This is a genomic window from Corynebacterium sp. CMW7794 (assembly GCF_001563605.1).
GTDB lineage: Bacteria > Actinomycetota > Actinomycetes > Mycobacteriales > Mycobacteriaceae > Corynebacterium > Corynebacterium phoceense.
In genome coordinates, this window is sequence record NZ_KQ961781.1 from 143,912 (window position 1) to 155,186 (window position 11,275).

Genomic DNA, 11,275 nt, shown 5'->3' on the forward strand with positions numbered 1-11,275 from the left:
AGAATGATCTGCCACTAATTGTCTTCTTTCAGTTCACGCAGCTGTGCGGCCGCCTGTGCCTCGGCATCGGTGGGCTGCTTATTCGCCTCGGCCTTCTGGGCCTCTTCGCGCTGCTTCATGGCCTTCTGCATCTCCTCGACGAGCGGGGCCGGCATGACCACCGGCAGCGAGTTGCCGGCGAGCACTGGGTCGTCGCCACGGTAGACGAACGTGCGCGCGGCGACCTCGCGGCCGAGCACGGCGAGCTCATCTTCCATGCCCGCCGGCGCGGCGAGCGTAAGACGCAGCATCCAGCGCGGGCCTTCAATGCCCACGATGCGAATGACGCCGCTATCGCTATGGCCCAGTACCTCGCTGCCCCACGGGCCCTCCTCGACGGAGGTTGTGAGCCCATCTTTCTCGATGCCGCGCAGCAAGTCCCGCGCGGCCTCGGCCCACTGGCCCGACGAGCGCGGTGCGGCGAATGCGACCGGCGTAATCCGGCCCACGCGCGTCACGATATGGAGCATCTTCGGGCCTTCCGGGCCCATCTCCACCTGCACCTGCGAATCCTTGGGCAGCGGAATGCGCATGGAGCCCAAGTCGAGGATGCCCACCGAAAAATCCTTGAAGTCAAAAGACTCGATGTCGACCTGGTCGCCGTCGTAGGGACCATTCGCACCATTGACCGGATCGTGCGGGATGGTGACAATCTGCACGCCCGGCTGCGAGGCGGCCGAAGACTCGGCGCCAGCAGCCGCAAGGGTCGCAGAGGTGTCTGGGGTCTCGGCCGAGGGGGCATCGCCAGGCTCGGATTTCTTGCTAAAAGGCCACATAGTTTTCTCCTCAGAGTCGGGCTAGTTCACGCCGGTGGAGCCGTAGCCGCCGGCCCCGCGTTCGGTTGCATCGAGATCCTCGACCTCCACGAAGCCAGGCAACTCGACGCGCTGGACAACGAGCTGGGCAATGCGCATACCGCGCTCGACCGTAAAGGCCTCGCGCGGGTCGTGGTTGATGAGGCAGACCTTGAGCTCGCCGCGGTAATCAGCGTCCACTGTACCCGGCGTATTGACGATGGACAGGCCGTGCTTGGCGGCCAGGCCCGAGCGCGGGTGGATAAGGCCTACCGTGCCCAGCGGCAGAGCGATGGCAATGCCGGTGCCGATAAGGGCGCGCTCCTCCGGCTCGAGCGTCACGGTCTCGGCGGCATAAAGGTCAGCGCCGGCGTCGCCGCGGTGCGCGCGCTGCGGCAGCGGCAGCTCGGGGTCAAGGCGCTTGACGCGGATATCGGCGATGGGCTCCTGCGAAGTAGTAAAAGTCACGGGCCCCAGCCTACCGCCCCGCGCGCCCCGCGACCCCACCGGGAGATGGAACTTAAGTTGGACTGTCGTAGACTGTCCCTTGTGTCTGATTCCGTGTCTGATTCGCAAAACTCGCCCACTCCTGCCCCCACTGTCCTTTACCAGGAGCGGTTCTGGGTGCCGTGGTACTTCTGGCTATACGGCGCCATCGTCATTTTCGTGGCCACCGCCACCTTCAGCTTGAACCGCGCGCCGATGTGGCTCTACATCATTGGCGCCGTCCTCACCGCGCTGGGCGTGTGGGTGCTCATCGCGTGGTCCGGCACCGTCCTGCGCGTTGAGAAGGACCCAGACGGCTCGCGCTGGCTCACCGTCAAGGGTGCGCAATTGCCTTCCGATGTCGTCTCGCGCTCTCTCGCCATCCCCTCCACCGCCCGCCGCAACGCGCTCGGCCCGCAGCTTGACCCCGCGGCCTTCCTCGTCACGAAGGGCTGGATGAAGGAGCACGTCATGCTCGTCCTCGATGATCCCGAGGACGACACGCCCTATTGGCTCATCGCCACGAAGCATCCGCGTGAGGTCCTCGAGGCCTTCGTGCCCGCCCAAGCCGAGCAGGCGGCGTCCACGCTGGACTAACCGGGTTGCTGTCGAAGACCTTCTCCCGGTGCACGATCGCAGCAGAATTCTCGGCAGGAACAACGTATTCGCCTGCGCCGCATCACAACAGCACAAAGCCCGGCTCTCCCACCGCGCCGCCCCAAAGGCAGCGGCAGGAGGCCGGGCTTGCGCAGTTGTACGCTTTAAGCGCAGTCCATGCAGATAGGGTCGTCGCCTTCGTAATGGGACAGACGCTTATTGGACTGCACGAGGAAGCACGAGGCACACGTGAACTCGTTTTCCTGGCGCGGGATGACCTCGACGTTGAGCTCCTCACCGGTGAGGTCATCCATCGGCGGCGCGAAGGGCTCCACAATCTCGCCGTCGTCGTCCATGCCATTGTTTTCGGCCTCAGCGGCCTTGAGACCCTCCAGGGAGTCGGTCTCTTCCTCGTCCTCCGCGCGGCGGCGCGGTGCGTCGTAATCGGTAGCCATGATGGTCAATCCTTACAGGGTTAGGTGGGGACTTTTTCTAGCTTTATCGGGGTGCATACTAAACGACGATTGGCCGCTTGTCATTCTCCGCTTGCCACGGGGTTAATCCCCATTTACCCCCACCGCTCTACGCTGGGATTTTATCGGTTCCCTTAGCCTCACTTAAGGTCGCCCACGCCGCCGGCGCGACGCTCGGCTGGGCGGCAAAAAAGATGGCACCATCCTTGCCGTCGGCCTCCATGCCCGGATGCACGACCGCGCACCCGGCTTCACGAGCGATAATCGTGCCCGCAGCGCAGTCCCACGCCTTGATGCCGTGCTCGTAGTAGACGTCCACGGACCCGTCCGCCACGCGGCAGATATCGAGCGCCGCTGCGCCAATGCGGCGAATATCACGCACCTGCGGCAGCAGTCGCACGAGGACTTCCGCTTGCGCGCGTCGCCGCGATGCCTCGTAGCCAAAGCCCGTCGCCACCAGGCTTAAGGCCGGGTCGGTCTCCGTACGCGGATGCACAGGCTGCGGCGACGAACCGCCGCGCACAACCGTCGCGCCATGCCCCAGCGCCGCCGCGTACGTCACGTCCTGTGCGACGTTGACCACGCAGCCTGCCACCGGCTCGCCGTCGACGACCGCGCCGATGGAGACGGCATAATCCGGCACGCCATACAGGAAGTTCACTGTGCCATCGATCGGGTCGACCACCCACGTCACCCCGCTCGAAGACTCACGTGCGGCGCCCTCCTCACCCAGCAGGCCGTCAAAGGGTCGCGCCGCCAGGAGCTCGCCCGTAATAAAGCTTTCCGATGCCTCGTCGACCTCCGTCACCGGATCCACCGCCGAAGACTTCGTGTGATGGGCATGCAGCCCCGCCCCCTGCGGTCCGGCCAGCTCCGCGCGGCGCGTACGGATGAGCGCCGCCGCCTGGCCCGCCACGCGGACCGCGAGGTCGCGCAGCTCGACGGCGTCGACGTCCTCCGGAACCTCAGGCGCCGCCGCGGACATCGTCTCCAGAGACGGCACCTCGCCGCACAGTTCCGGGTCGTTGTACGAGGACCCCACCAGCGCCGCGAAGGAGGAGCCAGGACCGGTTGGATTCTTAGGACTAGTCATGGTCTCCATCATGCCCACCCCACCACGCGCCCGCATCCCCACGACTTCGAACTAACAACACGGTTGCGCACAAACGCCCCACATCACGCGCAGCAACACCGTATGCTGGCACTTATGACTGAGAAATCCCTGCCCGCCAACGCAGGCTTTGGCATCGACGTGGGTGGCTCCGGCATCAAGGGAGCCATCGTGGACCTCGACACCGGCGAGTTCGTGGGCGAGCGCCATAAAATCGCTACCCCGCAGCCAGCCACCCCGGAGGCCGTCGCCGAGACCATCACCGCCATCATTGAGCACTTTCGTTGGGACGGCCCCGTGGGCATTACCCTCCCGTCCGTCATGAAGCACCAGGTTGCGCGCTCTGCCGCCAACGTCGACCAGCAGTGGATCGGCACCGACACCCAAGAACTCTTCGGCCGCCATCTGCCCGGCCGCGAGGTTACCGTTCTCAATGACGCAGACGCCGCGGGCCTGGCCGAGGTCGAATTTGGCGCCGCGGAAGCGCGCGAGGGTGCGGCTATCTTCCTCACGCTAGGAACGGGCATCGGCAGCGCATTCCTACTGGAAGGAAAGCTGTTCCCCAACACGGAGTTGGGCCACATGATCGTGGGCAAGAAGGAAGCCGAGAAGCAGGCGTCCTCCGCGGTCAAAGACAAGAAGGAGCTCAGCTACAAAGACTGGGCGAAGCGCGTCAACACGGTGCTCGAAGAGTACGAGAAGCTCTTTAACCCGGACGTCTTCCTCATCGGCGGCGGCATTTCCCGCAAGTTCGACAAATGGAGCGGCTACCTCACGCTCGAGACCCCCGTCATGCCTGCGAACCTGCGCAATCGCGCGGGAATCGTTGGCGCGGCGCTGGCCGCACAGCGCGGGGTGAAGCCCTAAAATCAACGGATAGTAATGGCCCAGTTGCGCGGCAAAAGATCCTTTTACGTTATACTGGGCCGCTGTTCATAGCAATGGCTATTTGAGGAGCGCCACACGGCGCCCCACCGGTCCATTGAAGGCACAAGGCGAAAGGGCTTACGTGGCAGCCACTGACTCTTCAGACAAGGCACTCGGCGACAACGCAGAGGTCGACGCTTCCGGCACGCGCACGGCCAAGAAGACGACGAAGAAGACCGCCAAGAAGACTGCTAAAAAGACGGCCAAGAAAACCGCCAAAAAGACTGCGAAGAAGACGGCTAAAAAGACCGCTAAGAAGGCAGTAAAGAAGACGGCGAAGAAAACTGCGAAGAAGTCGGCAAAGAAGACCGTCAAGAAGTCGACGCGTTCCAAGGCTACGTCCCCGGAGGAAACCAGCACGGCAACCGACGAGGAGGAGCTCGAGGATCAGGAGCACCTCGACGACGAGGATGACGACGTCGACTTCGACCCGAATCACGAGGACCTTGAGGACGAGGACCTCGGCGAGGACGATGACGTCGTAGACGACGAGGATGAGGACGAGGACGAAGAAACCACGTCCGTCTGGGACGAGGAAGAATCCGCACAGCTGCGTCAGGCCCGCAAGGACGCCGCACTCACCGCCTCGGCGGACTCCGTACGCGCCTACCTCAAGCAGATCGGCAAGGTCGCCCTGCTGAACGCCGAGCAGGAGGTCTCCCTGGCCGAGCGCATCGAAGCCGGCCTCTACGCCCAGCACAAGCTGGACCAGGCCACGGCTGCCGATGTCCCCAAGGAGGCCCAGCTCAAGCCGTCTGAGAAGCGCGATCTGCGCGCCATCGCCCGCGACGGCCGCAAGGCAAAGAACCACCTCCTCGAGGCCAACCTGCGACTCGTCGTTTCGCTTGCGAAACGCTACACGGGCCGCGGCATGGCCTTCCTCGACCTCATCCAGGAAGGCAACCTCGGCCTCATCCGCGCGGTTGAGAAGTTCGACTACACCAAGGGCTACAAGTTCTCCACCTACGCCACGTGGTGGATCCGCCAGGCCATCACGCGCGCCATGGCGGACCAGGCCCGCACGATTCGTATCCCGGTCCACATGGTTGAGGTCATCAACAAGCTGGGCCGCATCCAGCGCGAGCTCCTCCAGGATCTGGGCCGCGAACCCACCCCGGTCGAGCTGGCCAAGGAAATGGACATCACCGAGGAAAAGGTGCTGGAGATCCAGCAGTACGCTCGTGAGCCCATCTCCCTGGACCAGAACATTGGTGATGAAGGCGACAGCCAGCTCGGCGACTTCATCGAGGACTCCGAGGCCGTCGTCGCCGTCGACGCCGTCAGCTTCACCCTCCTGCAGGATCAGCTCCAGGACGTGCTCACCACCCTGTCCGAGCGCGAGGCCGGCGTCGTGCGCCTGCGCTTCGGTCTCACTGACGGCATGCCACGCACTTTAGACGAAATCGGCCAGGTCTACGGCGTCACGCGCGAGCGCATCCGCCAGATCGAGTCCAAGACCATGTCCAAGCTGCGCCACCCGTCGCGCTCCCAGGTCCTACGCGACTACCTCGACTAAAAGGCCAAGCTAGTCGAGGCAAGCGACAAGACGCGCATGCTTGCCGACGCCGCCCTCGCCTCCCCCGTTAGCACTAAATTGCGGAGGGACGCGAGGGCATTTTGCATCTGTGGCACAAAGAAGAGTCCCAAGGATGAGCCCTAAGCCTCAACGTCATGGGTTCGCAGCCAGGCAACAGATGCAATCCAAGCTCCGATGACGAAGCAGATAGAAGCAGCCATCCGGAACACAATACCGCGCACATCAGGGGTGTCATCTGCGCCGAAGGCGGTACTGCCGAGCGAAATCGTCGACGTAACCATAGCCGGTGGCAGCAGCATCGGGATGAGCCGAATACCGCTGTAGAGAATTCCGACTGAGGCAATCGCGCCCACAAGTGAAATCGCCACGGGCGTGGCAAAGCTGCGAATGATCATCGAGAAGAAGGATTGCCAGGCCCCGACTGCGAACGCCGGGATGATTGCTAGGAACAGCGCACTCACGTTGAGAGGCGAAATCTCTCCCTGTATTCCTAAGCCGCGTCCAATGCCTAATGCCAGCGCAATGAACACCGCCTGCATTAGCGCGATGAGGACCATGATGGAGAAAAACTTGGCCGCGACTACTTCTCCCGCCGAGCGCGGTGAGGTCAAAATAGTGTTCCAATTGTGGTTGCGGTGTTCCAGGCGCCAGGCCGCTGCAGCGATGATGGCCACTCCCACGGTCATAAAGATTAGGCCGTAGAACAGCGTTGCTTGGGAAAGATAGCTTGCCCATCCGGCATTAAGCACCGCCAAGTTGGCGTGATAATTCGCGGCCCCAATGCCGACTGCTATAGACGGCACGAGGAAGATGACAGCCCATACGTAGGAGCGTCGAAATTTCAGCAGGTCGATAACAAACATGAACTTATTCCTCCTGGGAGTCAAGCGTGCGGCAAAGCACGGTGAAGATGACGGTGACAACGGCGATGAACAGTGCCCATGGAATCCACAGTGGTTCGACGCTCACTAGGCCTTCGGGGCGGAAGGTAAACGGGGCCAAGACTGCGTAGTAACCGAAGGGATTAATGAGCGTGACCGCGGTTGGGGAAAGCATTCCTGCCACACCAAGGAAGCCGCCTACTACCCCAGTGCTGAGCACCACGAGCTGGGATTCCACGCGTGCTGCCTGCCACAAGAAAATCGCCATCAGTGCGCACGAGGTTCCATATAGACCAGCTGCTGTAAGAACCCATGTGCCGGGTGAATCAATCGACGGAGCACCGAAGAGGAAGGGAGTGGTCAAGACCGCGAGCAATTCAACTACCTTTACTGCGGCTAGAACAAGGGTTAAAGCTGCGAATTTCGCTCGGAGCAGACCACCGCGGCGATATCCGGCGATGGAATTAAGCCGCCAGCCGCCGTGGAGATGCTCTACATCGGCTGCGCGACTGGCTAACAATGCCACCTGCACCGGAGTGAGGAAGGCCGTCACCATGATGTAGCCAAGGAGATATCCGCCCCATTGACTATGTGGATCTTGCTGAAATTGTTCGGCGGTGTTCTCACTCATCAGATTCATACTGGAAAAGGCAACGATGGCGAGCGTGATAGCAAGGGCAAGCGGCAGCATCCGGGTATGCCGCATCTTGGCATATTCAGTCTGCAGGATCATTGCAAGCCACCTCGTCCCGTAATCGAAATGAAGATCTCTTCGAGACTGCGGTGCGTTCTTAGCACCTGGTAGATGGGCACGCCATGGTTGACGAGCTGCGCGCAAGCCCCCGCGACGTCGCGCTCGCTTAAGTTCGGGACCCGAATACCACCTTCTACAAAACGCACTGAGATACCCGCGAGTGCTTGCGCCGCTTCCTTGGGGTTCGGGGTTTCGATAAAGACTTCAGGCGGCTGGGAATGGAAAAGCTCCTGCTTTGTACCTTGGAAGAGCAACTGCCCGCGATTGATAATGGTCAGCTCACTAGCCATCTTTTCGATTTCCGAGAGAAGGTGGCTCGAAACCAATACCGTTCGCCCCTCATCGGCAGCGAGGCTGACGATGAGATTGCGAATCTCTTCGATACCGGCAGGGTCAAGGCCGTTCGTTGGTTCATCAAGGATCAGAAGCTGCGGGTTACGAATCATAGCCATTGCGATGCCGAGGCGCTGCTTCATGCCCAAGGAATAGTTCGCAACTTTCTTGTCCAGCTGCTTTTCCAGCCGCACGAGGTGCACTGCGCGATCCACGTCGTCTGCTCCAGCGCGTAGAAGTCGCGCAGCGATGCGCAGATTCTCTCGCCCGGTGAGATGCAAATAGGCCGACGGCTGCTCGATGAGAGAGCCAGTGCGGGCCAAGGCCCGGCTGCGCGTCTTAGGCCCGAAAGGCTCGCCGAACAAACTGATGCTTCCCTCAGTCGGCTTTGCCAGACCCAAAAGCATTTTCATGGTCGTGGACTTGCCCGAACCATTCGGCCCCAATAATCCGTGGACGACACCGTGGCCGATTGCCATATCAAGGCCGTCGACGGCCTTGAATCCCTTATATTCCTTGGTCAAACCCTGAGTTTCGACAACATATTCTGTGCTCATAACTCAATTGTTTCCCGGCACGCCTACGCCGCACATCGCCGCGAGGCACGATTTTGCGAGTCATACCGGGGTATTAGGAGCTAAGCAGGTCTGCACGGGAGACAACTCCGGTGCGATAGGCGAAAAGGGCTGCGTGTACACGGTCCCTGGAACTCGTCTTGGCGAGCACTCGTCCAACATGCGTCTTGACGGTCGGCATAGAGATGAACATCCGCTCACATATCTCTGTGTTTGACCATCCCATCCCGATTGCTTCAAGGATTTCTTGTTCACGGGCAGTCAGCGATTCAAGTACCCGACGGTCTGCGCCGCTAATACTCAGCGTGTCCGTCGAATCATCCCTCATACTGTGGACAAGGCGCTTAGTGGCGCGGGGTGAAATTACCGCGTCTCCGCGATAGACAGTGCTCAACGCTCTTAGTAGCTCCTCTGGCTCTGCGTCCTTGAGCACGAAGCCACTCGCTCCTGCTCGCAGCCCGGACACTACATAGTCTTCGTCATCGAAGGTTGTCAGAATGATGACCTTCGTCTCCGGAAGAGTGGATGCGATCTCAGCAGTGGCGCTAATTCCATCGCGGACAGGCATCTGTACATCCATGAGCACCACATCGGCAGGCGTGGCCGCGCATTGGGTCAGCGCATCTTCGCCATCGTTTGCTTGCCAGATAACATCCATGTCTGGCTGCGAACTAATGATCTGAGCAATCCCGTGCAGGAAGAGAACCTGGTCATCTACCAATCCGACTTTCATTGCTCATTTCCTCCTACGGTGGGTAACTTTGCTTCTACTATCCATGTGCCAGCGTCACTGCGCTGGTTGAAGGTGCCTCCAACCAATTCCGCTCGTTCCTTCATGCCAGCAATGCCATGTCCCTCGTTTCGTACATCACCCATATATCCATTGCGCACCTCAAGGCGGACGATACCTTCAAGCCATTCGACTAGTACGTCTGCTTGCCCGCCACCATGTTTGTTTGCATTGGTCAAAGCCTCTTGGACAATTCGGTACAGGCTTAGTGACGTCGCGGCGGAAAGCTCTTCAGGTGGCGTTCCTGTGCAGCGATATCCCACAGCAATGCCAGCGCTTCTAACGCTGTTAATGAGTTCTGAAAGATCACCGAATCCCGCCATAGGCTGAGTGCCGCGCTTTTCCCCTGTGCGCAGTAAGCCCACGACTCCCCGCATCTCTCTCAAAGAGGTCCTTCCCACGCGGGAAATAGACTTCAAAGCTTCTTCTTGCGCTTCCGTGTCTTTGGTGTAGAGCGCCCCATCGGCCTGAGCAACTATGACCGATAACGAATGTGTGACGACGTCATGGATCTCACGTGCGATGAACGCCCGTTGTTCCGTCGAGCGTTTCTCGAATTCCAGGCGTTGTTTCTCTAAAGCACGCGAAATCTCCCGTGTGCGTTCTTCCTCTGCTCTCCTACGCAGTTCACCCACAAGCATGCATACCGCAAGGACCAGTAGGCTCCAGCCCACGACGAAAAGGCGCCGCGCAATATCCTGTGTTGCTTCCTGTACCGTTTGGCTCACCCAAAATATGCCGACAAAGTCCGCAGCAAGCATCCCTATAGTCACTATTCGACGTAGCGGCTCTTCCAGCCTGCGGCGAATAATGTAGGCGACCTGCCCCGCAAGGATTATGATGCCCACGGTGAGTTCCACCTGGAACAGGCTGGCGAAGAGCACCACTGATGCAACGAAGACCACCAGACGCGGCCACCGCCTGCTAATAATTGGCACTAGCACGACCAAGGCAATAATCAGGTAGTCAAAGAGCGGCCGGGACATCAGATCCCTACCGATGAGAGACACCGCTCCGCACAAAAGCGACACCGCAAGGTCACGAATCATTCGCCTATCAGAAAAGACTTCCACGCCTCTACGCTATCCGGTTCGACGAGTTAAGTAGTCATGCCTGAGTACGATTTCGTCGGCCCTTTTTATCCAAGGCCGGGCCTAAATAGACCTCCTTCGCCAATCAACTGATCTGCCGCAGAGACGTCTTCCGATGATGCGTGCGCTACAACACGTGCCGACGGCACACTTGGTGCGGGTACCAAACTCCCGATGAGTTCGGCCAAGCCGCTTAAGGTCTGATAAGCTTAACCTACATTTTGTTCACCCCACGGTGTCTACTTTCCAGGGGTCGGGCCCTCCACAGCGACCCAAGAACCGGCCTATCGTTACTCACGCACAAAGAGGCGTGGAAATTACGTGTGTCGCCGGGACTGCGGCCACTGGCAATAAGGATGCCCAACCTGACGTTAAGCACCGGCGTGGCCCTGAAACGGCCAAAGCAACTGCCAATCAACTAGTTCTGTTTTCAGAAATTGATCTGCGGCCAACCCCTAGTAAGTCGGTTGAGATCAGTAAGCTCCGCGGGACGTGGTTTTACCTGTACCACGTTCACCATGATGGCCATGTTTCTCACGAACTGTCCTACCCCTCTGCCTTGGAAGAAGGCCGTGTCACCGCGTGGGAATTGCGCATCCTCCTGCCAGACCTGGAGCCGTCCGATGTTACGATGAAGGTTATTCCGACCGACGACGATGATTCCATTGTCTTCAACATTCAGGCCATGTAACCTGGCGTTTTCCCTGCCGCCTGACACTTCACGAGAAAGTCCAAACCATGCTCTCCTTCACGCGACTCGATACCGCGCGCACCTTTCGCGGTCTCAGCACTGAGGAAGCATGCACTCGCTTGGGGCTAGACATCAGGCAATGGCAGTCGTTCGAAGCAGACGGTGAAGTGCCCCGGGTTTTGTTCCTAGGCATTTG

Annotated in this window: 13 protein-coding genes; 4 read left to right on the forward strand and 9 right to left on the reverse strand. The window is 60.1% G+C overall.

What is annotated here, in order from left to right; all coding sequences use genetic code 11:
* Positions 1-14 precede the first annotated feature (14 nt).
* Both HMPREF3227_RS12645 and dut read right to left on the reverse strand, forming a co-directional pair.
* Positions 15-815: a DUF3710 domain-containing protein gene (locus HMPREF3227_RS12645; protein ID WP_066513460.1), complete on the reverse strand. Its 801-nt coding sequence runs from the start codon at positions 813-815 to the stop codon at positions 15-17.
* A gap of 21 nt (positions 816-836) precedes the next feature.
* On the reverse strand, positions 837-1,301 hold the full coding sequence (dut, locus tag HMPREF3227_RS12650; protein ID WP_181734599.1) for a dUTP diphosphatase: 465 nt from the start codon (positions 1,299-1,301) through the stop codon (positions 837-839).
* A gap of 45 nt (positions 1,302-1,346) precedes the next feature.
* Between dut and HMPREF3227_RS12655 the strand changes: the two genes are divergently transcribed.
* The gene (locus tag HMPREF3227_RS12655) at positions 1,347-1,916 is read left to right on the forward strand and encodes a DUF3093 domain-containing protein (protein WP_082723332.1); all 570 of its coding nucleotides are present in this window, start codon (positions 1,347-1,349) and stop codon (positions 1,914-1,916) included.
* A gap of 164 nt (positions 1,917-2,080) precedes the next feature.
* On the opposite strand, the gene HMPREF3227_RS12660 is transcribed toward HMPREF3227_RS12655, so the two are convergent.
* Together HMPREF3227_RS12660 and HMPREF3227_RS12665 are read right to left on the reverse strand one after the other, a co-directional pair.
* Positions 2,081-2,371 carry a DUF4193 domain-containing protein gene (locus tag HMPREF3227_RS12660; protein ID WP_066492996.1) on the reverse strand — a complete coding sequence of 97 codons (291 nt, stop codon included), beginning with the start codon at positions 2,369-2,371 and terminating at the stop codon, positions 2,081-2,083.
* A gap of 127 nt (positions 2,372-2,498) precedes the next feature.
* The gene (locus HMPREF3227_RS12665) at positions 2,499-3,374 is read right to left on the reverse strand and encodes an inositol monophosphatase family protein (protein WP_066493276.1); all 876 of its coding nucleotides are present in this window, start codon (positions 3,372-3,374) and stop codon (positions 2,499-2,501) included.
* A 222-nt stretch (positions 3,375-3,596) separates the two neighbouring features.
* Between HMPREF3227_RS12665 and ppgK the strand changes: the two genes are divergently transcribed.
* Entirely contained in the window at positions 3,597-4,367 is a 771-nt protein-coding gene (ppgK, locus tag HMPREF3227_RS12670; RefSeq protein WP_156452998.1) for a polyphosphate--glucose phosphotransferase, read from the forward strand.
* Between the two features lie 142 nt (positions 4,368-4,509).
* Positions 4,510-5,943 (forward strand): RNA polymerase sigma factor, encoded by a 1,434-nt coding sequence (locus HMPREF3227_RS12675; RefSeq protein WP_066492992.1) that lies wholly within the window; start codon positions 4,510-4,512, stop codon positions 5,941-5,943.
* Positions 5,944-6,083: 140 nt separating this feature from the next.
* Here HMPREF3227_RS12675 and HMPREF3227_RS12680 read toward each other — a convergent pair whose 3' ends face one another.
* The 5 genes from HMPREF3227_RS12680 to HMPREF3227_RS12700 all read right to left on the reverse strand — a co-directional run bounded on the left by HMPREF3227_RS12680 (position 6,084) and on the right by HMPREF3227_RS12700 (position 10,370).
* Positions 6,084-6,827: an ABC transporter permease gene (locus HMPREF3227_RS12680; protein WP_066492991.1), complete on the reverse strand. Its 744-nt coding sequence runs from the start codon at positions 6,825-6,827 to the stop codon at positions 6,084-6,086.
* 4 nt (positions 6,828-6,831) lie between these two features.
* Positions 6,832-7,578: an ABC transporter permease gene (locus tag HMPREF3227_RS12685; RefSeq protein WP_066513467.1), complete on the reverse strand. Its 747-nt coding sequence runs from the start codon at positions 7,576-7,578 to the stop codon at positions 6,832-6,834.
* A complete protein-coding gene (locus HMPREF3227_RS12690) occupies positions 7,575-8,489 on the reverse strand; it encodes an ABC transporter ATP-binding protein (RefSeq protein WP_066492985.1) in 915 nt (304 codons plus the stop codon). Before HMPREF3227_RS12690 ends, HMPREF3227_RS12685 begins: the two co-directional genes overlap by 4 nt.
* 73 nt (positions 8,490-8,562) lie before the next feature.
* Complete coding sequence (locus HMPREF3227_RS12695; protein ID WP_066492983.1) at positions 8,563-9,240, reverse strand: response regulator; 678 nt, start codon at positions 9,238-9,240, stop codon at positions 8,563-8,565.
* Positions 9,237-10,370: a sensor histidine kinase gene (locus HMPREF3227_RS12700; protein WP_231732364.1), complete on the reverse strand. Its 1,134-nt coding sequence runs from the start codon at positions 10,368-10,370 to the stop codon at positions 9,237-9,239. Before HMPREF3227_RS12700 ends, HMPREF3227_RS12695 begins: the two co-directional genes overlap by 4 nt.
* 328 nt (positions 10,371-10,698) lie before the next feature.
* Here HMPREF3227_RS12700 and HMPREF3227_RS13830 point away from each other — a divergent pair, with 328 nt between their 5' ends.
* The gene (locus HMPREF3227_RS13830; protein WP_156452999.1) at positions 10,699-11,079 is read left to right on the forward strand and encodes a hypothetical protein; all 381 of its coding nucleotides are present in this window, start codon (positions 10,699-10,701) and stop codon (positions 11,077-11,079) included.
* Positions 11,080-11,275: the final 196 nt, after the last annotated feature.

What these genes read in the sequence shown, in the direction of transcription:
- HMPREF3227_RS12645 (WP_066513460.1), bottom strand. Translation starts at nt 815, where the DNA reads ATGTGGCCTTTTAGCAAGAAATCCGAGCCTGGCGATGCCCCCTCGGCC.
- HMPREF3227_RS12655 (WP_082723332.1), top strand. Translation starts at nt 1,347, where the DNA reads ATGGAACTTAAGTTGGACTGTCGTAGACTGTCCCTTGTGTCTGATTCC.
- HMPREF3227_RS12660 (WP_066492996.1), bottom strand. Translation starts at nt 2,371, where the DNA reads ATGGCTACCGATTACGACGCACCGCGCCGCCGCGCGGAGGACGAGGAA.
- HMPREF3227_RS12665 (WP_066493276.1), bottom strand. Translation starts at nt 3,374, where the DNA reads ATGTCCGCGGCGGCGCCTGAGGTTCCGGAGGACGTCGACGCCGTCGAG.
- ppgK (WP_156452998.1), top strand. Translation starts at nt 3,597, where the DNA reads ATGACTGAGAAATCCCTGCCCGCCAACGCAGGCTTTGGCATCGACGTG.
- HMPREF3227_RS12680 (WP_066492991.1), bottom strand. Translation starts at nt 6,827, where the DNA reads ATGTTTGTTATCGACCTGCTGAAATTTCGACGCTCCTACGTATGGGCT.
- HMPREF3227_RS12685 (WP_066513467.1), bottom strand. Translation starts at nt 7,578, where the DNA reads ATGATCCTGCAGACTGAATATGCCAAGATGCGGCATACCCGGATGCTG.
- HMPREF3227_RS12690 (WP_066492985.1), bottom strand. Translation starts at nt 8,489, where the DNA reads ATGAGCACAGAATATGTTGTCGAAACTCAGGGTTTGACCAAGGAATAT.
- HMPREF3227_RS12695 (WP_066492983.1), bottom strand. Translation starts at nt 9,240, where the DNA reads ATGAAAGTCGGATTGGTAGATGACCAGGTTCTCTTCCTGCACGGGATT.